20 protein-coding genes, 1 tRNA gene and 1 pseudogene are annotated in these 22,605 nt (G+C 64.7%); 13 read left to right on the top strand and 9 right to left on the bottom strand.

Annotation, left to right across the window (positions count from 1 at the left end; all coding sequences use genetic code 11):
* Nucleotides 1-152: 152 nt before the first annotated feature.
* Both tusA and pdxB read left to right on the top strand, forming a co-directional pair.
* A complete protein-coding gene (gene tusA, locus ACGLHT_RS23155; RefSeq protein WP_003248727.1) occupies nucleotides 153-395 on the top strand; it encodes a sulfurtransferase TusA in 243 nt (80 codons plus the stop codon).
* A 60-nt stretch (nucleotides 396-455) separates the two neighbouring features.
* A complete protein-coding gene (gene pdxB / locus ACGLHT_RS23150; protein WP_025338308.1) occupies nucleotides 456-1,598 on the top strand; it encodes a 4-phosphoerythronate dehydrogenase PdxB in 1,143 nt (380 codons plus the stop codon).
* A 176-nt stretch (nucleotides 1,599-1,774) separates the two neighbouring features.
* Here the strand turns inward: pdxB and ACGLHT_RS23145 are convergent, their stop codons facing one another.
* The gene (locus tag ACGLHT_RS23145) at nucleotides 1,775-1,948 is read right to left on the bottom strand and encodes a PA1571 family protein (RefSeq protein ID WP_170978823.1); all 174 of its coding nucleotides are present in this window, start codon (nucleotides 1,946-1,948) and stop codon (nucleotides 1,775-1,777) included.
* Nucleotides 1,949-2,161: 213 nt separating this feature from the next.
* On the opposite strand from ACGLHT_RS23145, the gene ACGLHT_RS23140 reads away from it, so the two are divergent.
* The 4 genes and pseudogenes from ACGLHT_RS23140 (at nucleotide 2,162) to mqo (ending at nucleotide 7,621) form a co-directional block, all read left to right on the top strand.
* On the top strand, nucleotides 2,162-3,925 hold the full coding sequence (locus ACGLHT_RS23140; RefSeq protein ID WP_274079396.1) for an ABC transporter transmembrane domain-containing protein: 1,764 nt from the start codon (nucleotides 2,162-2,164) through the stop codon (nucleotides 3,923-3,925).
* A gap of 92 nt (nucleotides 3,926-4,017) precedes the next feature.
* Nucleotides 4,018-4,800 (top strand): annotated as a pseudogene (locus ACGLHT_RS23135) (methyl-accepting chemotaxis protein); the annotation flags it as partial.
* A 165-nt stretch (nucleotides 4,801-4,965) separates the two neighbouring features.
* Nucleotides 4,966-5,733: a methyl-accepting chemotaxis protein gene (locus ACGLHT_RS23130; RefSeq protein WP_394520399.1), complete on the top strand. Its 768-nt coding sequence runs from the start codon at nucleotides 4,966-4,968 to the stop codon at nucleotides 5,731-5,733.
* A 313-nt stretch (nucleotides 5,734-6,046) separates the two neighbouring features.
* Nucleotides 6,047-7,621, top strand: a complete 1,575-nt coding sequence (mqo, locus tag ACGLHT_RS23125) for a malate dehydrogenase (quinone) (protein WP_025338311.1) — start codon at nucleotides 6,047-6,049, stop codon at nucleotides 7,619-7,621.
* 190 nt (nucleotides 7,622-7,811) lie between these two features.
* On the opposite strand, the gene ACGLHT_RS23120 is transcribed toward mqo, so the two are convergent.
* A tRNA-Pro gene (locus ACGLHT_RS23120) sits at nucleotides 7,812-7,888 on the bottom strand.
* Nucleotides 7,889-7,968: 80 nt separating this feature from the next.
* Nucleotides 7,969-8,190, bottom strand: coding sequence for a YgdI/YgdR family lipoprotein (locus ACGLHT_RS23115; protein ID WP_025338312.1), 222 nt, complete (start codon nucleotides 8,188-8,190; stop codon nucleotides 7,969-7,971).
* 188 nt (nucleotides 8,191-8,378) lie between these two features.
* Between ACGLHT_RS23115 and moaB the strand changes: the two genes are divergently transcribed.
* Nucleotides 8,379-8,918 (top strand): molybdenum cofactor biosynthesis protein B, encoded by a 540-nt coding sequence (gene moaB / locus ACGLHT_RS23110; RefSeq protein ID WP_025338313.1) that lies wholly within the window; start codon nucleotides 8,379-8,381, stop codon nucleotides 8,916-8,918.
* Nucleotides 8,919-8,940: 22 nt separating this feature from the next.
* Nucleotides 8,941-10,128 (top strand): gephyrin-like molybdotransferase Glp, encoded by a 1,188-nt coding sequence (glp, locus tag ACGLHT_RS23105; RefSeq protein WP_085589521.1) that lies wholly within the window; start codon nucleotides 8,941-8,943, stop codon nucleotides 10,126-10,128.
* 9 nt (nucleotides 10,129-10,137) lie between these two features.
* Here glp and ACGLHT_RS23100 read toward each other — a convergent pair whose 3' ends face one another.
* A complete protein-coding gene (locus ACGLHT_RS23100; protein WP_075044210.1) occupies nucleotides 10,138-11,364 on the bottom strand; it encodes a glycosyltransferase family 4 protein in 1,227 nt (408 codons plus the stop codon).
* A 269-nt stretch (nucleotides 11,365-11,633) separates the two neighbouring features.
* Here ACGLHT_RS23100 and yegS point away from each other — a divergent pair, with 269 nt between their 5' ends.
* Complete coding sequence (gene yegS / locus ACGLHT_RS23095; RefSeq protein ID WP_137163337.1) at nucleotides 11,634-12,521, top strand: lipid kinase YegS; 888 nt, start codon at nucleotides 11,634-11,636, stop codon at nucleotides 12,519-12,521.
* Here yegS and ACGLHT_RS23090 read toward each other — a convergent pair.
* From ACGLHT_RS23090 to ACGLHT_RS23080, 3 genes are all read right to left on the bottom strand, one after another.
* Nucleotides 12,505-13,164: a response regulator transcription factor gene (locus ACGLHT_RS23090; RefSeq protein WP_025338317.1), complete on the bottom strand. Its 660-nt coding sequence runs from the start codon at nucleotides 13,162-13,164 to the stop codon at nucleotides 12,505-12,507. The two genes, yegS and ACGLHT_RS23090, sit on opposite strands and share 17 nt — an antisense overlap.
* A complete protein-coding gene (locus ACGLHT_RS23085; RefSeq protein ID WP_025338318.1) occupies nucleotides 13,154-14,050 on the bottom strand; it encodes a sensor histidine kinase in 897 nt (298 codons plus the stop codon). Before ACGLHT_RS23085 ends, ACGLHT_RS23090 begins: the two co-directional genes overlap by 11 nt.
* A gap of 375 nt (nucleotides 14,051-14,425) precedes the next feature.
* Nucleotides 14,426-14,935: a hypothetical protein gene (locus ACGLHT_RS23080; protein ID WP_025338319.1), complete on the bottom strand. Its 510-nt coding sequence runs from the start codon at nucleotides 14,933-14,935 to the stop codon at nucleotides 14,426-14,428.
* Nucleotides 14,936-15,285: 350 nt separating this feature from the next.
* Here ACGLHT_RS23080 and ACGLHT_RS23075 point away from each other — a divergent pair, with 350 nt between their 5' ends.
* Together ACGLHT_RS23075 and ACGLHT_RS23070 are read left to right on the top strand one after the other, a co-directional pair.
* Nucleotides 15,286-16,221 (top strand): chemotaxis protein CheV, encoded by a 936-nt coding sequence (locus ACGLHT_RS23075; protein ID WP_015269524.1) that lies wholly within the window; start codon nucleotides 15,286-15,288, stop codon nucleotides 16,219-16,221.
* Nucleotides 16,222-16,277: 56 nt separating this feature from the next.
* A complete protein-coding gene (locus tag ACGLHT_RS23070) occupies nucleotides 16,278-17,081 on the top strand; it encodes an MOSC domain-containing protein (RefSeq protein WP_137163339.1) in 804 nt (267 codons plus the stop codon).
* 129 nt (nucleotides 17,082-17,210) lie between these two features.
* On the opposite strand, the gene ACGLHT_RS23065 is transcribed toward ACGLHT_RS23070, so the two are convergent.
* Nucleotides 17,211-19,136, bottom strand: a complete 1,926-nt coding sequence (locus ACGLHT_RS23065; RefSeq protein WP_075044214.1) for a transglycosylase SLT domain-containing protein — start codon at nucleotides 19,134-19,136, stop codon at nucleotides 17,211-17,213.
* A gap of 221 nt (nucleotides 19,137-19,357) precedes the next feature.
* On the opposite strand from ACGLHT_RS23065, the gene ACGLHT_RS23060 reads away from it, so the two are divergent.
* The gene (locus ACGLHT_RS23060) at nucleotides 19,358-21,286 is read left to right on the top strand and encodes an ATP-binding cassette domain-containing protein (protein ID WP_137163340.1); all 1,929 of its coding nucleotides are present in this window, start codon (nucleotides 19,358-19,360) and stop codon (nucleotides 21,284-21,286) included.
* 63 nt (nucleotides 21,287-21,349) lie between these two features.
* Here ACGLHT_RS23060 and ACGLHT_RS23055 read toward each other — a convergent pair whose 3' ends face one another.
* The gene (locus ACGLHT_RS23055; protein WP_013971709.1) at nucleotides 21,350-21,790 is read right to left on the bottom strand and encodes a universal stress protein; all 441 of its coding nucleotides are present in this window, start codon (nucleotides 21,788-21,790) and stop codon (nucleotides 21,350-21,352) included.
* A gap of 110 nt (nucleotides 21,791-21,900) precedes the next feature.
* Between ACGLHT_RS23055 and ACGLHT_RS23050 the strand changes: the two genes are divergently transcribed.
* Nucleotides 21,901-22,338, top strand: coding sequence for a hypothetical protein (locus ACGLHT_RS23050; RefSeq protein WP_274079399.1), 438 nt, complete (start codon nucleotides 21,901-21,903; stop codon nucleotides 22,336-22,338).
* Nucleotides 22,339-22,605: the final 267 nt, after the last annotated feature.

The raw sequence follows: 22,605 nt of genomic DNA, 5'->3' as shown, positions 1-22,605 counted from the left end.
GCCCTCTGCTCGGCCTCCTGAAGTCGCGAAGATCAAGATCAAGATCAAGATCAAGATCAAGAGCAAGAGCAAGAGCAGGGCGCGTCTTCACAGGCGGTGCTTGGACCACGTCGCGCGATGCGCGACAATAGCGATCATTTGCGGAGTCCCCCATGACCGATTTCACCCCCGACGCCATCCTCGACGCCACCGGCCTGAACTGCCCGGAACCGGTGATGATGCTGCACCAGCACGTGCGCAACCTGGCCGCTGGCGGCCTGCTCAAGGTCATCGCCACCGACCCCTCGACCCGCCGCGACATCCCCAAGTTCTGCAACTTCCTCGGCCACGAACTGCTGCAGCAGCAGGAAGACGCCGGTACCTTCCTGTACTGGATCCGCAAGAAAGCCGACTGAGCCGCTCTGGAACACGCCCGGCGTTGCGCCTACACTGCGTTCCCCAGACAGGAGAGCGCCATGCTGATAGTTGCCGACGAGAACATCCCGCTGCTCGATGCCTTCTTCCAGGGTTTCGGCGAAATCCGTCGTTACCCGGGCCGAAGCCTCGATGCCGCCAGCGTAAAGGACGCCGACATCCTGCTGGTGCGCTCGGTGACCAAGGTCGACCGCCAGTTGCTCGAAGGCAGCCGCGTGCGCTTTGTCGGCACCTGCACCATCGGCACCGATCACCTCGACCTGAACTACTTTGCCGAGGCCGGCATCCACTGGAGCAGCGCACCGGGCTGCAATGCCCGCGGCGTGGTCGATTACGTGCTGGGCAGCCTGCTGACCCTGGCGGAACTGGATGGCGTGGCACTGCCCGAGCGCGTGTATGGCGTGGTAGGCGCGGGTGAGGTGGGTGGCCGCCTGGTGCGGGTGCTGCATGGCCTGGGCTGGAAGGTACTGGTATGCGACCCGCTGCGCCAGGCCGCCGAGGGCGGTGACTACGTCAGCCTCGAAACCATCCTGCAACAGTGCGATGTGATCAGCCTGCACACCCCGTTGCAGCGTGGCGGCGAGCACCCGACCTGGCACCTGCTGGGCCAGGCGCAGCTGGCGCAGTTGCGCCCCGGTGCCTGGCTGGTCAACGCCAGCCGTGGCCCTGTAGTGGACAACGCCGCCCTGCGCGAACTGCTGCTGGACCGCGAAGACCTGCATGCGGTGCTGGATGTGTGGGAGGGGGAGCCGCAGGTCGACCTGCAACTGGCCGACCTGTGCACGTTGGCTTCGCCGCACATTGCCGGCTACAGCCTCGACGGCCGCCAGCGTGGTACGGCGCAGATCTACCAGGCGCTGTGCCGCTTCCTCGGTGTGGATGAACAGGTGCAACTGGCCGACCTGCTGCCCCGGCCGCCGCTGGCGCAGATCGAGCTGGATGCCAGCACCGACCCGGCCTGGGCCTTGGCCACCCTGTGCCGCGCGGTGTATGACCCACGCCGCGACGATGCCGATTTCCGCCGCAGCCTCAGCGACGACCCGCAGCAGCAGCGTGCAGCGTTCGACCAGTTGCGCAAGCAGTACCCGCCACGGCGCGAGATCGAAGGGCTGGCGGTGCGCTTGCGCGGGGAGTCGCCGCAGTTGGCGCAGCTGGTCAGTGCCTTGGGTGGGGTGTTGGTCTGACAGCTTCTTGAAAGCTGTACCGGCCTCTTCGCGGGTAAACCCGCTCCCACAGGTAGCCCGCTGACCTCAAGGCTTGTGTTGTCCCTGTGGGAGCGGGTTTACCCGCGAAAGGGCCGGTACAGGATTCAGGCAAATAAAAACCCGGCGCAAGCGCCGGGTTGCAAGGAATTCGCCGATCAACCTTTGCGTACGCGCTCTACCCGGCTTTCTTCCAGGGCCTTGCAGGCCTTCTGGATCATCTGCTCGGTGATCGGTACTTCGCGCCCCTGGGCATCGATGATCGAACCGCACACCTGCGGCTGAGGGGTAGTCCGGGGCTTCTGGTTGTCGCTGCCATGCTGCAAGCTCATGTATTGTCTCCTCATCAGGTTCAAGCGCAGGTTAACCCTGTGCCGTGACTGGCCTGTGACAGTACCTGCAGGGTCACGGCAGGCACAGTCGAACAGAAACGGCGGTAAAGCTCCATAGCCTGGTTAGACCGATAGGCTATAGCAACCCTGCAAGGGTTCCACAGGCGTAGATGAGTGGTAGGCTGCGGTTTCCCCGCCAATGTGGTCAGCGCCATGCCCGAATCGGTTTCCCCGCGTCAACGCCGCGCCTTGCGCCTGGGTTGGCAGTTTGTCCGTCCATACCGTCGTCAGGTGCTGCTGGCCTTGCTGGCCCTGGTAGTCACCGCCGCCATCACCCTGTCCATGGGCCAGGGCATCCGCCTGCTGGTGGACCAGGGCTTCATGACCCGCTCCGCGCATCAGCTCAACCAGACCATCGGCCTGTTCCTGCTGCTGGTGGTGGCACTGGCGGTGGGTACCTTCAGCCGCTTCTACCTGGTGTCGTGGATCGGCGAGCGCTGCGTGGCCGATATCCGTCGGGCCGTGTTCGACCACCTGATCGGCCTGCATCCCGGGTTTTTCGAAGACAACCGCAGCTCCGAGATCCAGTCGCGGCTGACCGCCGACACCACCTTGCTGCAATCGGTAATCGGCTCTTCGCTGTCGATGTTCCTGCGCAACGCGCTGATGGTCATCGGTGGCGTGGTGTTGCTGTTCATCACCAACCCCAAGCTCACCAGTATCGTGGTGGTGGCCCTGCCGCTGGTGCTGGCGCCGATCCTGCTGTTCGGCCGCCGGGTACGCAGCCTGTCGCGGCAGAGCCAGGACCGGGTGGCCGATGTGGGCAGCTATGTGGCCGAGACCCTCGGGCAGATCAAGACCGTGCAGGCCTACAACCACCAGGCGCATGACCGCGAGCTGTTCGCCGGCACGGTGGAAGCGGCGTTTGCCGTGGCCCGGCAGAGGATTGCCCAGCGCGCCTGGCTTATCACCCTGGTGATCGTGCTGGTTCTGGGAGCGGTGGGGGTGATGTTGTGGGTTGGCGGCATGGACGTGATCGCCGGGCGCATTTCCGCGGGCGAACTGGCCGCCTTCGTGTTCTACAGCCTGATCGTAGGCAGCGCCTTCGGCACCCTCAGCGAGGTGATCGGCGAGTTGCAGCGGGCGGCGGGCGCCGCCGAGCGCATTGCCGAACTGTTGGCGGCGCGCAGTGCGATCCTGCCGCCCGCCATGGCGCAGGTGCTGCCGCAGCAGCGGGCCAGTGGGCATATCGAGCTGCAGCAGTTGGTGTTCGCCTACCCATCACGGCCCTCGGTGGCGGCTGTCGATGGCCTGAGCCTGACCATCGAGCCGGGGCAGACCGTGGCGCTGGTGGGCCCGTCGGGGGCGGGCAAGTCGACCTTGTTCGATTTGTTGCTGCGCTTCTACGACCCCCAGCAGGGGCGCATCCTGCTCGATGGCCGGGCGATCACCGAACTCGACCCCGATCACCTGCGCCAGCAGTTCGCCCTGGTGGCACAGAACCCCTCGCTGTTTCGCGGCACGGTCGAGGCCAACATCCGCTATGGCCGGCCCGAGGCGACCCTGGCCGAGGTCGAGGCAGCCGCCCGGGGTGCTCATGCCGACGCATTCATCCGGCAATTGCCGCAGTGCTACCAGACACCGCTGGGCGAGGGCGGCATCGGCCTGTCCGGCGGGCAGCGGCAGCGCCTGGCCATCGCCCGTGCGTTGCTGGTCGATGCGCCGATCCTGTTGCTGGACGAAGCCACCAGCGCACTCGACGCACAGAGTGAACACCTGATCCAGCAGGCGCTGCCCAGCCTGATGGCCGGGCGCACCACCCTGGTGATCGCCCATCGCCTGGCTACGGTCCAGCATGCTGACCGTATCGCAGTCATCGACAAGGGCAGGCTGGTGGCGGTGGGGACGCATCGCCAGCTGATCGAAGAGAGCCCGCTGTATGCTCGGCTGGCGGCCTTGCAGTTCACCACGGGGTAGCTTGTAGTGGCGTTGTAACATTTCTGTAGTATTTGCCTGAGAGTATCTAGCTCAACTGTTGCGTAAGTGCTCGACCTGGCTGCCATTGCTTGATGGCAGCCTTTTTTTGGCCTGCCCGCAACCGGGCTGCGTTGTACCTTGTTGCCAACTTGCGCGGCCCCCGGTCTTACTTCTGCTTTCCGAGATCCAAGATGTTGCGTAAATCCCTCAGAGTGCAAATTCTCTCCCTGCTCGGCGGCAGTCTGGTGGCGATGTTGCTGATCGCCCTGGTGTGCTTCCAGTTCCTCTCGTCCAGCGTGCGCGGCTACGCCGAGCTGGTCGACGGGCCGCTGCGGGCCTCGCAGTTGATCGACGAAGCCAACCTGCAGTTCAAGATCCAGGTGCAGGAATGGAAGAATGTGCTGTTGCGCGGGCGCCAGCCGGCTGACATGGACAAGTACTGGCAGCAGTTCCAGGCTCGCGAGCAGCAGGTGCAGCAACTGCTCGGGCAATTGATCGACAGCAGCGACGCGAGGCTCAAGGCGCCGCTGCAGCAACTGCGTGACAGCCACCGGCAGCTGGGCCAGGCCTATGCGCAGGGTCGCCAGGCATTCCTGGCGGCGGGCGGCGACCCGGTAGCCGGCGACCAGGCGGTCAAGGGCGTGGACCGCGCCGCCAGCGAGCAGATGAGCGAACTGGTCGAGCAACTGCGTGCCGAAGCCCGTCAGCACGCCGCCAGCCTGAGTGCCGGCGCCGAGCGCACGGTATGGCTGGGCCTGCTGGTGATGCTGGCCTCGGCCGTGCTGGTGGGGCTGCTCAGCCTGTGGCTGGTCAACCGCAGCCTGATCGAGCCGATCCGCCAGTTGATCGAATATGTCGCGCAGCTTAGCCAGGGCCGCTTTGCCGCCCGGGTAGACAGCCGCCGCGAGGACGAACTGGGCCGCTTGGCGCGGGCCGCCAACACCCTGCGCGATTTCCTCGCCGACACGGTCGGCCGGCTGCAGGACAACGCCCAGGAACTGGAAGGCGCCAGCGGCCAGCTGCGCAGTATCGCCGGCGACATGGCCCGTGGTACCCACGACCAGTTCCAGCGCACCGACCAGGTGGCCACGGCCATGCACGAGATGTCCGCCACCGCCCAGGAAGTCGCCCGCCACGCCGCCGAGGCTGCCCGCGCGGCGGACGACGCCGACCACAGTGCCCAGGCGGGCGAGCAGGTGATGCAGCAGACCATCGACATCATCGGCGCGGTCAACCGCGAAATTGCCGGCACGGCGGCGGTGATTCGCGACCTGGAGCATGACAGCACGCGCATTGGCAAAGTGCTCGAAGTGATCCGTGGCATTGCCGAGCAGACCAACCTGCTGGCGCTCAACGCCGCCATCGAAGCGGCCCGTGCCGGCGAGGCCGGGCGAGGTTTTGCGGTCGTCGCCGATGAAGTGCGCAGCCTGGCCCAGCGCACGGCGGCGTCGATCGCCGAGATCCACCAGATCATCGAAGCGGTGCAGTCTGGGGCGGTCGAGGCGGTCAAGGCCATCGAAAGCGGCCAGCAGCGCAGCGAGGAGGGTGCCGAGCAGGTGCAGCAGGCCGGGCAGATGCTGCAGCGCATCACCCTGGCAGTGGAAGCGATTCGCGACATGAACCGGCAGATCGCCACGGCGGCCGAAGAGCAGACCAGCGTGGCCGAGGACATCTCGTGCAACCTGATCGAAATCACCCGCATCGCCACGGCCAACCAGCAGGCGGTGCAGCATACCGAACGGGCGGGGCAGCGCCTGCATGGGTTGTCGGGGCAGCTGGGTGAAGTCACCTCCCGCCTCACCGCCTGACGCCCTGTCATGCCTGACGCGGTCCCTGTAGGAGCGGCCTTGTGTCGCGATGGGCCGCAAAGCGGCCCCAATGTCTCGGCAACAGTGCGGATATCGCAGGGGGCTGCTTTGCAGCCCATCGCGACACAAGGCCGCTCCTACAAGGGCAGCGCAAGGCGGGGAAATCCGCCATTTCATTGCAGTGCATCCGGCCCCTCTGGCGGATTGTCGCCATCCTCCCCGTCGCCCGCCCCCTGTATTCACTGCTTCAGACCCAGTTGGCACGTTCCCTGCTCAAGGCGGCGCGCGTGTACACAACAACTGGATAACATCAATGAAGAAATTCCTGCTGACGTTCCTCTGCCTGGGCGTCATCGGCTGCTCCAAACCCGCGGAGCCGGAAAAGACCGTCGATGTGCTGCTGATTGGCGGTGGCATCATGAGTGCCAGCCTGGGCACCTACCTCACCGAGCTGGAGCCTTCCTGGAAGGTCGACGTCTACGAACGCCTGGACCAGGTGGCCGAAGAAAGCTCCAACGCCTGGAACAACGCCGGTACCGGTCACTCCGCGTTCTGCGAGCTGAACTACACCAGCGTCGGCAAAGACGGCAGCATCGACATCAGCAAGGCCGTTGGGGTCAACGAGCAGTTCGAGGTGTCCAAGCAGTTCTGGGCCTACCAGGTCGAGCAGGGCGTGCTGAGCAACCCGAAGTCGTTCATCAACAACGTGCCGCACATGAGCTTTGTCTGGGGTGACGACAACGTCGCCTTCCTGCACAAGCGCGTCGACGCCCTGCAGCACAGCTCGCTGTTCCGCGGCATGGAAATCTCCGAAGACCACGAGCAGATCCGCAAGTGGGCACCGCTGGTGATGGAAGGCCGTGACCCGGAGCAGAAAATCGCCGCCACGCGCATGGCCATCGGCACCGACGTGAACTTTGGCGAAATCACCCGCCAGTTGTTCGCGGCGATGACCCGCAACCCCAATGTGTCGCTGAACCTGCGTCATGAAGTGCGCGACATCGTGCGCAACGACGACGGCACCTGGCATGTGCGGGTGGCCGACCTGGCCAACGGCGGCGAGGAAAAGGCCGTCAACGCCCGCTTCGTGTTCATCGGTGCCGGTGGTGGCGCGCTGAAGCTGCTGCAGAAGTCGGGCATCCCTGAAGCCGAAGGCTATGCCGGCTTCCCGGTCGGTGGCCAGTTCCTGATGACCGACAACCCCGACCTGGTCGCCCGCCACCAGGCCAAGCTGTACGGCAAGGCCTCGGTCGGTGCGCCGCCGATGTCGGTACCGCACCTGGACACGCGGATGATCGATGGCAAGCAGGTGCTGCTGTTCGGCCCGTTCGCCACCTTCTCCACCAAGTACCTCAAGCACGGCTCGCTGCTGGACATGTTCGCCTCGCTGAACAGCCACAACGTGCTGCCGATGGTCAATGCCGGTATCGACAACATCGACCTCAGCACCTACCTGATGGGGCAGTTGATGCTCAGTTTCGATGACCGCATGAACGCGCTGCGCGAGTACTTCCCCAACGCCAAGAACGAGGACTGGAAGCTGCTGCAGGCCGGCCAGCGGGTGCAGGTGATCAAGAAGGACCCGGTACTGGGCGGTGTGCTGCAGTTCGGTACTGAAGTGGTGGCGGCCCAGGACGGCAGCATCGCTGCGTTGCTGGGGGCATCGCCGGGTGCCTCGACCGCGGCGCCGATCATGCTGACCGTGCTGGAAAAGACCTTCAAGGACCGTATCCAGTCGCCAGCCTGGCAGGCCAGGCTCAAGGAAATCGTGCCAAGCTATGGGCAGAAGCTGAACAACAACCTGGCGCTGACCAACCAGACCCGGGCCTGGAGCAGTGAGCGCCTGCAGTTGCTGTATGTGCCGGTGGAGGCCGAGCAAGCGTTATGACCGGTTGACGCAGCCCTTTGTAGGAGCGGCCTTGTGTCGCGAGAGGGCTGCGAAGCAGCCCCGGCGATATGTGCAGCGATGCCGGGATCTGGGGCCGCTTTGCGGCCCATCGCGACACAAGGCCGCTCCTACAGGGGCATTTCAATGCGCAACAAAAAGCCCGCACTAGGCGGGCTTTTTGACGAGGATTTGGTCGGAGAGACAGGATTCGAACCTGCGGCCTTCTCGTCCCGAACGAGACGCGCTACCTGGCTGCGCTACACTCCGATGAAGGAAATCCTACTGCATACTTTTTTTGCACGCAAGCCCTTGTTGTTAAAAGGGCCTTTGCAAAAAACAGGCTGCGATCAGAGCTCTTTGACGGTGCGGATCTGGTCCTTGTTCAGGCGTGTGCGCTTGCCGTCCAGCTGCTCGAATTCGTAGAAACCGGAGTCTTCATCGAACTTCGGTGTGTCGGTGGCCTGGATTTCGCGACCGTCGTTCAGGGTAATGACGGTTGGCGATGCGCAGCCAGCGAGGGCGCCCAGGCCCAAGGCGAGCAGGAAGGCGGGTAGGGTCCGTTGAATCATCGTGTTTCTCCAGTGCGATGGTGCTAGATGACATTAAGACGCAGGGCGTCCACGCAAGTTCCGTCTACAGTGCAGCATAGCGGCAAACCCGGGGCATTGATCGAGGGCAAGGGCCACGGGCGTCACGCTGTGATGGGGGCGCGCTGTGTTATAACTGCGGCCATCCCATCTTCTTGTGACGGACCCCCATGAAAGCCAAGGCAGATACCCCCTTCGTGCCGCTGAACATCGCCGTGCTCACGGTCAGCGACACCCGTACTTTCGACACCGATACCTCCGGCCAGCTGTTCGTCGACCGGCTGAGCGCGGCTGGCCATCGCCTGGCCGAGCGCGTGCTGCTGAAAGATGACTTGTACAAGATTCGCGCCCAGGTCGCCACCTGGATTGCCGATGACAGCGTGCAGGTGGTGCTGATCACCGGCGGCACCGGCTTCACCGGCCGCGACAGCACGCCCGAGGCCGTGGCCTGCCTGCTGGACAAGCAGGTAGAAGGCTTTGGTGAGCTGTTCCGGCAGATTTCCGTGGCCGACATCGGCACCTCCACCGTGCAGTCGCGCGCCCTGGCCGGGCTGGCCAACGGTACCTTGGTGTGCTGCCTGCCGGGTTCGACCAACGCGGTGCGCACCGGTTGGGACGGTATCCTCGCCGAGCAGCTGGATGCCCGCCATCGCCCGTGCAACTTCGTGCCGCACCTGAAACAGGCAGCGGCCTGCGACAGCCGTGGCTGAGGTCCGCCAGGCCCGGCCGCTGATGCCGGTAGAACAGGCCTTGGAGCAGCTGCTGGCTTTGGCCGAAGCGGCACCGATCCGCGACACCGAGAACCTGCCGCTGGCCGAGGCCGAGGGCCGTGTGCTGGCCACCGACCTGGTGGCCTCGCTCGACCTGCCGCCTTGGCCGAACAGTGCCATGGACGGTTACGCCCTGCGCATGGCCGACTGGCAGGGCGAACCACTGCCGGTCAGCCAGCGGATTTTCGCCGGCCATGCGCCGCAGCCGCTGCAACCGGGCACCTGCGCGCGCATCTTCACCGGGGCACCGCTGCCCGAAGGTGCCGACTGCGTCGAGATGCAGGAAAACACCGAAGTGGCGGAGGATGGCCGGGTACGCTTTCTCGAAGCGCTGAAGACCGGGCAGAACATTCGTCCCCAGGGCCAGGAAACCCGCAAGGGCGAACAGGTGATGAGCGCCGGCACCCGGCTGGGGCCGATCGAGCTGGGCCTGGCCGCGACCCTGGGCCATGGCCGGCTGGACGTGGTGCGCAAGGTGCGGGTGGCGGTGTTGTCCACCGGTGACGAACTGGTCGAACCCGGCCTGCCGCTGGGGCCGGGGCAGATCTACAACAGTAATCGCCGGCTGCTGGTCAGCTGGCTGCAGAGGCTGGGCTGCGATGTGGTCGATGCGGGCATCCTGCCGGATGACCTGGCACGCACCCGCAGCTGCCTGGCCGAGCTGGGCGATGTCGACCTGATCCTGTCCACCGGCGGTGTCTCGGTGGGGGAGGCCGACTACCTCGGCGCCGCCCTGCGCGAAGCTGGCGAGCTGGCCTTGTGGAAGCTGGCGATCAAACCGGGCAAGCCGCTGACCTTCGGCCACTTCCAGGGCGTGCCGGTAATCGGCCTGCCGGGTAACCCGGCCTCGACCCTGGTCACCTTCGGCCTGCTGACCCGGCCCTACCTGTTACGGCGTCAGGGCGTGGCCGATGTCACGCCGTTGCGCTTCGACATGCCGGCCGGCTTTGACTGGCCCAAGGCCGGCACGCGCCGCGAGTACCTGCGCGCCCGCATCGAACAGGGCCAGGTGCGCATCTACAAGAACCAGAGCTCTGGCGTGTTGCGCAGTGCGGCCTGGGCCGAGGGGTTGGTGGAGGTACGCGAAGGCAGTACGCCGAAGCAGGGTGACAGCGTGCCGTTCATCCCCTTCAGCGAACTACTTGGCTGAGCGGCCCAGTCAGGCACTGGCCAGCGGCGTGGCCTCGGCCGGTGCCGCCAGTGCCAGGCGCATGTGCACGTTCTCCAGTTGCTGGGCGGCCACGCTCCAGTCGTGGCGCTGGCGGGCGAACTGGCGCCCGGCGTCGCTCAACTGGCTCATGCGCCAGGGCTGGTTGAGCAACTGGGTGATCAGCAGGGCCAGCTGGTCGCCATCCTCACTGCCCAGGTAGTGCTCACCATTGTTCGCGGCCAGGCCTGAAACGCCTTTGCCGGTGGTGATCACCGGCAAGCCGGCGGCCATCGCTTCGAGGATTTTCACCTTGGAGCCACCGGCATAGCGCAGCGGTGCGAAGAACAATGCCGAACGCCGTTGCAGTTCACGCAGGTCGGGGCGGTAGCCGAACCATTCGATGCGTGGGTCGTTCCAGTGCAGTTTCCAGCTGGCCGGCATGGCATGCCCGGCAATCGCCAGGCGCACCGCCGGGTTGCTCATCCAGACCTGCGGCATGATGTCTTCCAGCGCCCATTCGATGGCCTCCAGGTTGGCGCCATACTCGAAGTTGCCAACGAACAGCAGGCGCTGGCTGTGCAGCGCGGGTTGCACGTGCTGGTAGAAATCACAGTCCACGCCATTCACCACCACGTTCACCGGGCGCCCGCTGATCTGCGCGATCAATTCGGCATCGTGGGCGCTGACTGCCACCAGTTCGGTGGGTTGGCGCAAGACCCGCTGTTCCCAGCGTCGATAGCGCCAGCGGTCGAAGGCGTTGAGCGGGCGCAGCCATAGCGGCAGGCGATCGTGGCTGGCGCCACCCATCACCGACTCCAGGGTGTGCTCGCTGAGCATGTACGGCAGTCCGCGTGCCTGCAGGGCCTTTTCGAAGGGCTGGAAACTGTAGCTGTGTTCGATCTGGATCACGTCCCAAGGCTCGTCCAGCAATTGCTCGAAGCGGTGCCGCAGGCAAGGGGCCAAGCCATTGATGATTGCCCGCATGGGGTAGGCGATGATCGGTGAGGCCAGCAGGTTCAGCGGGCTGTGCAGGGGCCGACGGGGCAGCACGATCAGGCGCTCGAGCAGCGGTTCCAGGGCTTCGCGGGCGGCATCGCCGAGCGGGATCTTCGATTGCACCAGCAGGGTAATCCGGTGGCCCCGCTGTGCCAGTGCGCGTATCAGGTGGTATTGCCGGGTCTTGCTGCCGCTGGTGGTTGGCCAGGGCAGGTACGGCAGTGTCCAGAGAATGCGCATGACCCGAAATCCTCGCTAAAGGCTGCGGATAGCAAGACGCGCCCTTGGGCAGCAGTGGTAGAACCACTGCCGGGGGCGCGTCCGTGGCAATAAAGTGTATCTGCTGAGCATAGCCGTGCATTGCCAGGTGTGTGGGAAAAGACCGGCCGACGCTTGTCGGTTGATGCCCACAATCGATCGCGTTGGCCTGCTATTTTTTCGGGCGCATGCAACGATCCGCAATTGCAAAGGGTCGAGATCTGGGTTGATCACTTCACGGAGGCGCGCACATGCAAGGGCGCAAGGCAATGCTGATCCTGCACGGCAAGCAGGCCATGAACGAAGACGTGCGCAGCGCCGTGCATGGCCTGCGCGACAGCGGCTGGGTACTGGATGTGCGGGTCACCTGGGAGGCCGGCGACGCGCAGCGCCTGGTCACCGAGGCGCTGGCCGCCGGCTACGGCCATATCGTCGCCGGAGGCGGCGATGGCACGCTGCGTGATGTCGCCGAGGCCATGGGGCTGGCAGGTACCGAGGCCACCCTGGCGTTGTTGCCGCTGGGCACGGCCAATGATTTTGCCAAGGCCGCCGGTATACCCCTGGAGCCTGCCACGGCACTGGCATTGCTGAACATACCCGCACGGCCAATAGACCTGGGCCAGGCCGGCGACCAGTTGTTCCTCAACATGGCCACGGGCGGTTTTGGCAGCCAGGTCACGGCCAATACCTCCGAAGACCTGAAGAAAGTGCTGGGCGCGGCTGCCTACCTGTTCACCGGCTTGTCGCGCTTCAGCGAACTGCAGGCAGCCTCGGTGGAGCTGCAAGGGCCGGGCTTCGACTGGCAGGGTGACCTGCTGGCGCTGGGGATCGGCAATGGCCGCCAGGCCGGGGGTGGGCAAGTGCTGTGCCCCGAGGCCCTGGTGGACGACGGCTTGCTCGACATCGCCATCCTGCCGGCACCACAGGAGATGGTCGGGGCGCTGCGTGAGCTGTTGGCTGGCAACGGGTTGTTAGTCAGGGCCAGGTTGCCCTGGGTCGAGATCAAGTGCTCGCAGGGCCTGGACATCAACCTTGATGGCGAGCCGGTGCAGGCCGACAAGTTGCGCTTCCAGGCCAGGCCCGCTGCACTGCGCCTGCACCTGCCGGACGGGTCGCCGTTGCTCAGTCGTCCAGGCTGATGATTTTCTCGCGCACGGCGAACAGCACCAGGCCGGCCACGTCATGGATCTGCAGGCGTTTCATGATTTGCGAGCGGTGGGTTTCCACGGTCTTGATCGACAGGCCCAGGCCGGTGGCGATTTCCCGGGTGGACTTGCCACGCACGATCAGGCGCAGGATTTCCAGCTGTCGCGCCGTGAGGTTATGCCGCTCGCCCGCGGGTTGCTTGCCCTGCCTGGCGTGCTGCAGCGCCTGGTTGATGACCGTATGGGCGATGGCTGGGCTGAGGTAGCGCTCGCCGTTGCGCACCGCGGCCAGGGCCTGTTCCAGTTCGGTGGCGCTGGTGTCCTTGAGCAGGTAGCCGTGGGCGCCGCTTTCCAGGGCCCGCATGATCAGGTCCGGGTCGGTGTGCATCGACAGGATCAGCACCTTGCAGGTGTTGCCGCTGGCGCGCAGTTGGGTGAGGGCGTCCAGGCCGCTGGTCGAGCGCATGGAGATGTCCAGCAAGACGATGTCCGGCGCCAGCGTGCGCACCTGTTCGAGCAACTGGCTGCCGTCGTCGGCTTCACCGATCACGTCATAGCCGGGGATGTCGCAGACCAGTGCGCGCACCCCGGCGCGGATCAGCGAGTGGTCGTCTACCAGCAGCAGTCTACAGGTCATGGGTTGCAGTACTCCTGGCGCGTTCCTGGGTGCGCGGTGGCCATGGGAACATTGCCTCGATGCGCGTGCCCAGGCCGAGCTGGCTGGTGATGTCCAGGCTGCCCTGCAACGCGGTTACCCGCTCCTGCATGCCGGCCAAGCCCCGCTGGCCTGCTTCGGCCGGTTGCCTGGCTGGCACGAAGCCGCGGCCATCGTCGTGGATCGATAACGCCAACCCCTCGGGGGTGCGCTGCAGGCGGACGACCAGGTTGCGTGCCTGGGCGTGGCGCAGCATGTTGGTCACGGCTTCCTGGGTAATGCGGAACACCGCCATGGCCACGGCCTCGTCGATGCCGCCCAGGCGCTGGTTGCACGCCAGGCTCCAGTGCACGCCGCTGTTGCCCAGGGTGCGCACCAGGTGTGCGCGCAGGCTGGCCTCCAGGCCCAGGCTGGCCAGCTGCCGCGGGTTGAGCAGGGCGGAGACATCGCGCACGTTGCCCAGGGTGTCATCCAGCGTGCTGCGCAGGGCGTCGCAGTGGCCTTGCAGGTCATCGGGCATGCGCTTCTGCAGCCACTGCAGCTGCAGCTTGGCGGCGGTGAGCAGCTGGCCGATGTCATCGTGCAATTCCCGGCTCAGGTGCTGGCGCTCGTCTTCCTGGACCTTGAGCATGCGCCCGGCCAGTTCCGCCGGGCGAAGGCTGATCGACCTGGCGCCCAGGGCCAGGTGCACGGCAGCGCCCAGCGTGGCGGCCAGCTGCAGCAGCAGCAGGCTGGCCGGGATCGCCTGGTCGGTCAGGTACAGCGACAGGGTGGCAACCAGCGAGGCCACGCACAGCCCGACCGTCGCCCAGCGCAGCAGGGTAGTGCGGAAGCAGCACCGCAAAGAAGTCTTCAAGCGTGGAAACATAGGTAGGGAAGCCACTGAAGTATTGCTGATGGAGGCCTTGCACAATCCATGTCAGAGGCTTTGGAGCAGTACTTTATATTTTCTTTCGAACACGTGATCTTGCGACCTTGCTGCAGGTCGCAAGCGTTTGTGGGGCCGCATATTACCACTTCGCAGTGCATTGGTCGCGATCGGGTAACGCTATGAAACGCCTGCGGGGCGGGCGCTGGAGGGTAGCAAAGTGCCACTTGGCTTGATCGCACAACAGGCACTTGCCATTGAACTTGCGCGCTGTTGATTCAACTTGGCCCCCGGCAACCTGGAAAACTTCGAGAACTTTCCAAGTTCGACCTGGGTGGGCCTGAATAAACGTGCCCGGCTGCATTTCAAGCCAGTTCAATATGTGGCAGATGAGCGGCCGGAGTGCGTGCTGCCTGCCGTCTCGGTATGCGGGTGGATGCACACGCTGCCTTGCTCGTCGCAGGAGGTGCAGGGTTGTGCAAACGTTTGCTGCACGGCCTTGGCCAGTTCACCCAGCAGTACCAGCTGCTCGCCGATGTCCAGGTTGAGTCGCCCGGTGCAAGGGTCGACCAGTTCCAGTTGCCAGGCCAGCAGGGTCAGGCAGGCCCCTACCGCGGGCAGGGCTTCGCGCTGCAGGCGACCGACCTGGCAGGCCGGTGCCAGCAACTGCTGCAGGGCGGTGGTGTAATGGGCGACTTCGCGCAGGCCCAGGTGTGTGGCCTGTCGAGCAAGGTTGTCGAGGGCGTTGTCCAGGCAGTGGCAGGCATCCGGGTCGTTGTCGATCAGCTCCAGATGCTGCAGGCATTCCTGGGCCTGGGTCAGCAGTACCTGGGCATCCAGCAGGAACCCCTGCAGGGCGTTATCGAACGACAAGGCGCTGTCCATCATGATGCCCCCGCGCGTGGGGCGGGCGCAGGGGACGGGCACGCCAAAACGATAGCTAGCAAAAGCCTGACTCCATTCATGCAATGAGAATGGCGTCACATTAATGGCTAAAGGATATCGCGAACATCAGGTTGCACCCGATTGTGGCTAAGGGTTTCCCTGATAAGGGCCTCAGGTGGGGAACTTTTACTGTCCCGCTTAATCACCCGTACTTCCCGCAGTAAAGCATGATGGTAAAGTGATATCAATCGCCTTCACGGCATTTTCCCGCAAGGGTCAAGGTGTGCGTGAAGCCGCCGATACAGGGTGGATGATTTCACTTTTTCCGACTCAAGCCTGGGGGCTTTCCAATGGCTGGCATTCTCGACACGGTAGACCAACGCACGCAACTGGTGGGTGAGAACCGCCTGGAAATCCTGATGTTTCGCCTGGCCGGCCGCCAGCTGTTCGCGATCAACGTGTTCAAGGTGCAGGAAGTGCTGCAACTGCCCAAGCTGACCCTGATGCCCCAGCGCCACGCTTTCGTCTGCGGCGTGGTCAACCTGCGCGGCCAGACCCTGCCGGTGATCGACCTGTCCCAGGCGATCGGCATGCGCCCGCTGCAGCCGGGGCCGGACAGCACCATCATCGTCACCGAATACAACCGCTCGGTACAGGCCTTCCTGGTGGGCGGTGTCGACCGCATCGTCAACATGAACTGGGAAGCGATCATGCCGCCGCCATCCAGCGCCGGACGCCAGCATTACCTGACCGCCATCACCAAGGTCGATGACAAGCTGGTGGAAGTGATCGATGTGGAGAAGGTGCTGGCCGAGATCGTGCCGTACAACGCCCGGGTTTCCGGCGACAAGCTCGCCGACCCGGTGCTGGCCCGGGCACGTGGTCGCGAAGTGCTGCTGGTGGACGACTCCAGCGTGGCCCTGGCGCAATTGCGCGACACCCTGTCCCAGCTGGGCGTGAAGCTGCACGTGGCCAGTGATGGCCTGAAGGCGCTGCGCATGCTCAAGGGCTGGGCTGACGCTGGTGAGGACGTGTGCGAGAAGCTGCTGATGGTGTTCACCGACGCCGAGATGCCGGAAATGGACGGCTACCGGTTGACCACCGAGATCCGTGGCGATGCCCGTTTGCGCCAGCTGTACGTGGTGTTGCACACCTCGCTGTCGGGTAGTTTCAACGAATCCATGGTGAAGAAGGTGGGCTGCGACAACTTCCTGTCCAAGTTCCAGCCCGATCGCCTGGTCGACGTAGTCAAGCAACGCCTGTTGCTGGATGCCGCTACCGCGTGATCCCGGCCCCTGCCGGGTATAAGCTTGGCGTTTTGGCATGACGCGAGGCGGCAAGGATGTTTCTCAGTGAGCTGTATCGGTACCCGGTGAAGTCGGGGCAGGCGCAACGCCTGCAGGCTTCACCGGTGGGATTGCTGGGGTTGCAGGGTGACCGGCGCTGGATGGTGGTGGAGGAAGAAAACGGACGCTTCCTTACCCAGCGCGCCTGGCCTCAGCTAGGCCAGATCAAGGCTAGCGATGATGACAGCGGCCAGTTGCTGCTGGAAGCACCTGGGCAGGCACCGTTGCGGGTGCCTGTGCCGCCTGCCGATGACGCCCTGCGCGGCGTGACCATCTGGCGCGATACCCTGCGCGTGCCGGATGCGGGCGATGCGGCGGCGGCCTGGCTGAGCCAGCTGCTGGGCAAGGCCGTGCGCCTGGTGCATTGCCCGGAGCAGCGTGCGCGTTACCTGCCCAATGGCTATGGCTTCAACAGTGACCGGGCGGCGTTCCCGGACGGTTTCCCGTTGTTGCTGATCGGCCAGGGTTCGCTGGACGAACTCGAGCGGCGTATCGGACGCCCCATGGAGATGCTGCGCTTTCGGCCCAACCTGGTGGTGCAGGGGGCTGAACCGTTTGCCGAAGATGGCTGGAAGCGGATTCGTATCGGCACCCTGGAGTTTCGCGTGCTCAAGCCCAGTGTGCGCTGCATCTTTACCACCATCGACCCGGCTACCGGCGAGCGCAGCGAGGACCGCGAGCCGATGGCCACGCTCAGGACCTTCCGTGAGAAGGAGGGGGATGTGCTGTTCGGGCAGAACCTGGCGGTGGATGGCAGTGGGTGGTTGGAGGTAGGGATGAAGGTCGAAATCCTGGAGTAGCTGTGTTGCCTGTTCCAGCCTCTTTGCGGGCTTGCCCGCTCCCACAGGTACTGCACCGCATTCAAACCCGGTGCAATACCTGTGGGAGCGGGCAAGCCCGCGAAAGGGCCGGCACAGGCTCAGTAGCAATCACATGTCATCGAAATACCGCTCGTGCCAATCCACCAGCGGCTGCGGCGAGTTCAGCTTCTGCCCGTAGATCACCGAATACGACAGCACGTTCTGCACATACTGGCGCGTTTCGTCGAACGGGATCGATTCCACCCACACATCGAAGCTCAGGTGCTTGGCGCCTTTGAGCCACTGCCGCACGCGCCCGGGCCCGGCGTTGTAGGCTGCCGAAGCGAGTACCCGGTTGCCGTTGAACTGGCTGTGCACCTGGCTCAGGTAGGCCGCACCCAGCTGGATGTTCTTGTCCGGGTTGAGCACTTGCGCCGGGGATGCCAGCGGGATGCTGAACTTGCGCGCGGTTTCCTTGGCCGTGGCCGGCATCAACTGCATCAGGCCGCTGGCACCCACCGGGGAACGGGCATCCTCCATGAACGCGCTTTCCTGGCGGGTAATGGCGAATACCCAGCTTGAATGCAGGCCGCGGACCTTGGCCTCGCGCACCAGGGTGTCGCGGTGCGCCATCGGGAAGCGAATGTCCAGGTCGTCCCAGTACTGCGCCTGGCTGATGGTGCGAATGGCCGGGAAGTACCAGCGCAGGTCGTAGCCCAGGCGCGCCTGGGCGACCATTTCGTCGCGGGTGAAGTGGCGGCTGACGTGGTACCACTCGCGGCGGCCTTCGACGATCTGGCCGCGGGCGTGGAACTCCAGGGCACGGCGGATGCCCGGGGTGTTGCGTACCTTGTTGACCAGCTGTGGGCTGAGCACCAGCGGCTTGTTGTTCAGCTGGTAAGGGGTCTGTGCCCGGTCGGCGGCGAGGAAGCCGTAGAAGTCACGCTCACGCGCCACGGTCTTGTACAGCAGCGGGATCTGAGGGTTGTTCGGCTGTGCCAGCTCCAGGCTGCGCGCTTGCCAGTATTTCCAGCGGCTGCTGCTGGCCAGGTCCTGGGGCAGGCGGCGGGTCAGTTCGTAGGCGTCTTCCCAACGCCCCAGGCGCAGCAGCAGGCGCAGGCGCCATTCGCTGACGGTGTTGTCGCGCAGTTCGGGGTCGTAGCGGGTCATCAGGTCGAGCGCGCGCGGGTCGTAGCGGCGCGCCAGGGTCAGGCCGATCTCACGGGCGATGGCCACCTTCTCGTCACGGGAAAAGTGCATGCGCTGGGCGTAGTCGTCGAGCAGCGCCATGGCCCGCTCCGGGTCCTGCCGGGCCAGGCGGCGCAGGCCGAGGCTGACCACGTCGGACATGGCTTCGTTGACCGGGGTGAAGCGCGACGGCTGGTTGAGCAGCTCGGGTTTCTGCGCCACATCGACCAGCAGGCGCCCCTGCGGCGCGAGGGTGGTCAGGGTCTTGACCAGGTTGTTGGCCAGGCCGTAGTTGCGCGCCTGGGCCGCCAGCTTGGTGCGTTGCCAGCGCTTGGCCTCGGTCAGCTGGCCCTCGGCCGCCCACATGCCGAACAGCGTGTCGCAGGTGGCCGGCTGCGACTTGCCGACGTTCCACAGTTTGTCGGCCGTGGCAAAACCCTCGGCGCGCAGCCCGTGGCTGAGCTGGTACTGGCCATTGAGGCAGTCCAGTTCGGTGAAGTTGAGCTTGGGGTCGTAGTACTTGGCGAAGGTGTTCCATTCGCCGCGTTCGGCCAGCCAGCGCAACCAGCGCAGTTTCATCCAGTTGGCCTGGGGCAGGTCGCCATGCTTGGCAAGGAAGCCTTCGATTTCCTGGTTGCTGGCGGTTTTCAGGCGGGCGGTGAGTTCGTCGTAGGCCAGGTAGGGCGTCAGCGGGTAGTCGCTGAGGGCCTGGGCATAGCGCAGGTACGGGCCTTTGTCGCCTTTGGCCAGCGCGCGCTTGGCCTCGTCATAGTACTGGCGTTGCAGGGTAAGGTCGGCGGCCTGCGCCGCGCAGGTGGCGGCGGTGAGCAGCAGGCAGGATGCAATATGTAACAGGCGGCTGCGCATGATACGTCCGGGCAGTTGAACCATGGGGAAGTGACGGCGGAGCCAGCACTGTTGGAAGCTATTGCCTTAGCTTAGCTGTTTGCCGGCGGCGGGTGAAAGCACTGTGCTTGTATCGGGATATTAAGTTCGACCAGATGTCGCAAAGGCCTCGGCGGTTGGCCAGGCGGATGCCGTCGAGGGCCAAGTCAGGTAGAATGCGCGCCCGATTTATGGAGACCAACATGACCCTGCTCAAATTCAGCGATGTGTCCCTCGCATTCGGCGCCATGCCGCTGCTGGACAAAGTGTCCTGGCAGATCGCTCGTGGCGAGCGGGTGTGCATCATCGGCCGCAACGGCACCGGCAAGTCGAGCATGCTGCGCCTGGTCAAGGGCGAGCAGAAGGGCGACGACGGCGAAATCTGGCGCGCCCCGGCCCTGAAGATCGGCGAGCTGCCGCAGGAACTGCCGGTGGCCGACGAGCGCACGGTGTTCGATGTGGTGGCCGCAGGCCTGGATGGCGTGGGCGAGTTGCTGGCGCAGTTCCACCACCTGAGCCTGAACATCCAGGGCGATGAAGACCTGGAAAAACTCATGCACGTCCAGCACGAGCTGGAAGCCCGTGACGGCTGGCGCCTGCAGCAGGTGGTGGAAAGCACCCTCAGCCGCCTGCAGCTGCCGGCCGACAAGACCCTGGCCGAGCTGTCCGGTGGCTGGCGCCGCCGCGTGCTGCTGGCCCAGGCGCTGGTGTCGGAACCCGACCTGCTGCTGCTCGACGAACCGACCAACCACCTGGACATCGGTGCCATCGCCTGGCTCGAAGAGGCCCTGCGCGGCTTCAACGGCGCGGTGCTGTTCATCACCCACGACCGTTCCTTCCTGCAGAACCTGGCCACCCGCATCCTCGAACTGGACCGCGGCGGCCTGATCGACTGGAACGGCGACTATGCCAGCTTCCTGGTGCACAAGGAGGCCGCGCTGGCCGCCGAGGAAACCGCCAACGCATTGTTCGACAAGCGCCTGGCTCAGGAAGAAGTGTGGATCCGCCAGGGCATCAAGGCCCGCCGCACCCGCAACGAAGGCCGCGTACGTGCGCTGAAGGCCCTGCGCGTGGAGCGCAGCGAACGCCGCGAGCGCCAGGGCAAGGCCAATATCCAGATCGAGGCGGCGGAAAAGTCCGGCAAGCAGGTGATGGTGCTGGAAAACGTCAGTTTCCATCACCCCGACGGGCCTGTGCTGGTCAAGGACTTCTCCATGGTCCTGCAGCGTGAGGACCGCATCGGCCTGCTGGGCGCCAATGGTACCGGCAAGACCACCCTGCTCAAGCTGATGCTCGGCGACCTGGAGCCGACCACCGGCAAGGTCGAGCGCGGCACCAAGCTGGAAGTGGCCTATTTCGACCAGATGCGCCACCAGCTCGACCTGGAAAAGACCGTTATCGACAACCTGGCCGAAGGCCGCGACTTCATCGAGATCGATGGCCAGAACCGCCATGTGCTGAGCTACCTGGGCGATTTCCTGTTTAGCCCTCAGCGTGCCCGTACGCCGGTCAAGGCGCTCTCGGGTGGCGAGCGTGCTCGGCTGTTGCTGGCCAAGCTGTTCAGCAAGCCGGCCAACCTGCTGGTGCTTGACGAACCGACCAACGACCTGGATGTGGAAACCCTCGAGCTGCTCGAGGAGGTGCTGTCCAACTACAAGGGCACCGTGCTGATGGTCAGCCACGACCGGGCCTTCCTCGACAACGTCGTCACCAGCACCCTGGTGTTCGAAGGCGAGGGCAAGGTGCGCGAATACGTCGGTGGTTACGAGGACTGGATTCGCCAGGGTGGCTCGCCGAAGCTGCTGGGCGTGACCGAGAGCAAGGGCGGCAAGTCCGAGCTCAACAGCGCGGTGGTGGAGAAGCTCGAGGCCAAGCCGGCGCCTGCGCCTGTTGCAGAGGTGGCCGATGGTTCGAAGAAGAAGCTCAGCTACAAGCTGCAACGTGAGCTGGAAATGCTGCCGGGGCAGATCGACGAACTGGAGCAGCGCATGGCCGAGGCCCAGGAAGAAGTGAATGCGGCGGGCTTCTATCAGCGGCCGATTGCGGAAACCTCGGCAGTGCTGGCCAAGATCGAGAAGCTGCAGGGTGAGCTGGATGTGCTGGTGGAGCGCTGGGCCGAACTGGAAGGCTGATCGGCGTTAGCCTGGCCCGGCCCCTTCGCGGGTTCACCCGCGAAATGGCCGGGACAGGTTGAATCATTCCTTCTTCTGCAACCGCACCGCCAGTACATCGCACGGCGCACCATGCAGCACGTCATTGGCCGTGGAGCCCAGCAGCAACGCCAGGCCATGACGGCCATGGCTGCCGACAACGATCAGGTCGCACTTCTGGTCCTTGGCCAGCTGGTGGATTTCCTGGCGCGGCTGGCCATAGGTCAGGTGCGAGTCGCCGCGGTGGATGTCCGGGTATTTGTTGAACAGGCGGTCCATGCGTTCCTTGGCCTGGTCGAACTGCTGTTGTTGCAATTGCGACAGGTCCATCGGCACGTCACCGCCAAACGCCATGGCCATCGGCTCGACGATGTGTACCAGCGAAACCTTGGCATTCGACGGTGCGGCCAGCGCCATGGCACGTTTGATCACCGGGTCGCATTCCTCGGTCAGGTCGACGGCGACCAGAAGATGTTCGTAGGACATGAGCGGAACTCCTGACAATCGCGATAGAAGAAGTATGGTCGCTTTCGGGCGGGTCTTCCGTGAAAAATGGCTAACCAGCTCATTTGCAACGTTTTATGGGAACTACAGATATGACGGTATTGCTGGTGGTGTCAATCCTCGCGCTGATTCTCAGCCCGCTTTCCTGGTTGCGCACCTCGCGCAAGCAGAGCGAGCAGATGAAGCTGCGCCTGGAGGCTCGGCGCATGGGTTTGGCCATGCAGCTGGCGCCGCAGCAGTGGCCGCACTGGCTGGAAAAGGAGCCGCCAAGCCCGTGCCCGCAATACCACCGGGCACGTCGCCGCGGGCATGATGACAGCTTCAGCTTCTGGCAGATCACCCCGGGAGTGTGGTGGAACCAGTGGCGTGAGCCCTGCGCGGACCCACGCTTCATGGAGGCCCTGGCGCGCTTGCCGGCGAGTGTCTACAAGGTCGAGGCCGATGCCCGGATGATCGCGCTGTACTGGACCGAGCGGGGCGATACGGCTGTGTTGCAGGATATTGCCCACGTCCTCGAAACCCTGGCCTGAAACCTGTTTTGCACGGGCCCTGTAGGAGCGGCCTTGTGTCGCGATCGGGCTGCGCAGCAGCCCCTGAGATATCAGAGAAAAGCAAAGATTGCCGGGGCTGCTGCGCAGCACAAGGGTATGCGGCGCTCTTTAAGCCTCTATAACGACAAAGCGGCGGCTTGGCCGACCCCTGAAGGGGTGGGGTGCCAAGTCGCCGCTTTGCGTTCTGCTGCGCAGAAAAGGCCAGGCAGGCCGGGTATGCATTCAAGCAAGTGCCAGTGTAGCCGT

The organism is Pseudomonas sp. PsB (assembly GCF_043658375.1).
Taxonomy (GTDB): Bacteria; Pseudomonadota; Gammaproteobacteria; order Pseudomonadales; family Pseudomonadaceae; genus Aquipseudomonas; species Aquipseudomonas putida_Z.
The sequence above is the reverse complement of the archived record's forward strand: the minus strand, read 5'-3'. Positions and strand labels throughout refer to the sequence as shown.

Excerpts from the sequence above, each read along its gene's own strand:
- ACGLHT_RS23090 (WP_025338317.1), bottom strand. The coding sequence starts at position 13,164 with ATGACCTGTAGACTGCTGCTGGTAGACGACCACTCGCTGATCCGCGCC.
- ACGLHT_RS23070 (WP_137163339.1), top strand. The coding sequence starts at position 16,278 with ATGTTTCTCAGTGAGCTGTATCGGTACCCGGTGAAGTCGGGGCAGGCG.
- ACGLHT_RS23050 (WP_274079399.1), top strand. The coding sequence starts at position 21,901 with ATGACGGTATTGCTGGTGGTGTCAATCCTCGCGCTGATTCTCAGCCCG.
- yegS (WP_137163337.1), top strand. The coding sequence starts at position 11,634 with ATGCAAGGGCGCAAGGCAATGCTGATCCTGCACGGCAAGCAGGCCATG.
- ACGLHT_RS23080 (WP_025338319.1), bottom strand. The coding sequence starts at position 14,935 with ATGGACAGCGCCTTGTCGTTCGATAACGCCCTGCAGGGGTTCCTGCTG.
- ACGLHT_RS23075 (WP_015269524.1), top strand. The coding sequence starts at position 15,286 with ATGGCTGGCATTCTCGACACGGTAGACCAACGCACGCAACTGGTGGGT.
- ACGLHT_RS23060 (WP_137163340.1), top strand. The coding sequence starts at position 19,358 with ATGACCCTGCTCAAATTCAGCGATGTGTCCCTCGCATTCGGCGCCATG.
- ACGLHT_RS23065 (WP_075044214.1), bottom strand. The coding sequence starts at position 19,136 with ATGCGCAGCCGCCTGTTACATATTGCATCCTGCCTGCTGCTCACCGCC.
- ACGLHT_RS23085 (WP_025338318.1), bottom strand. The coding sequence starts at position 14,050 with ATGTTTCCACGCTTGAAGACTTCTTTGCGGTGCTGCTTCCGCACTACC.
- ACGLHT_RS23130 (WP_394520399.1), top strand. The coding sequence starts at position 4,966 with ATGGCCCGTGGTACCCACGACCAGTTCCAGCGCACCGACCAGGTGGCC.
- mqo (WP_025338311.1), top strand. The coding sequence starts at position 6,047 with ATGAAGAAATTCCTGCTGACGTTCCTCTGCCTGGGCGTCATCGGCTGC.
- pdxB (WP_025338308.1), top strand. The coding sequence starts at position 456 with ATGCTGATAGTTGCCGACGAGAACATCCCGCTGCTCGATGCCTTCTTC.
- ACGLHT_RS23100 (WP_075044210.1), bottom strand. The coding sequence starts at position 11,364 with ATGCGCATTCTCTGGACACTGCCGTACCTGCCCTGGCCAACCACCAGC.
- ACGLHT_RS23115 (WP_025338312.1), bottom strand. The coding sequence starts at position 8,190 with ATGATTCAACGGACCCTACCCGCCTTCCTGCTCGCCTTGGGCCTGGGC.
- ACGLHT_RS23145 (WP_170978823.1), bottom strand. The coding sequence starts at position 1,948 with ATGAGCTTGCAGCATGGCAGCGACAACCAGAAGCCCCGGACTACCCCT.
- ACGLHT_RS23055 (WP_013971709.1), bottom strand. The coding sequence starts at position 21,790 with ATGTCCTACGAACATCTTCTGGTCGCCGTCGACCTGACCGAGGAATGC.
- tusA (WP_003248727.1), top strand. The coding sequence starts at position 153 with ATGACCGATTTCACCCCCGACGCCATCCTCGACGCCACCGGCCTGAAC.
- ACGLHT_RS23140 (WP_274079396.1), top strand. The coding sequence starts at position 2,162 with ATGCCCGAATCGGTTTCCCCGCGTCAACGCCGCGCCTTGCGCCTGGGT.
- moaB (WP_025338313.1), top strand. The coding sequence starts at position 8,379 with ATGAAAGCCAAGGCAGATACCCCCTTCGTGCCGCTGAACATCGCCGTG.
- glp (WP_085589521.1), top strand. The coding sequence starts at position 8,941 with ATGCCGGTAGAACAGGCCTTGGAGCAGCTGCTGGCTTTGGCCGAAGCG.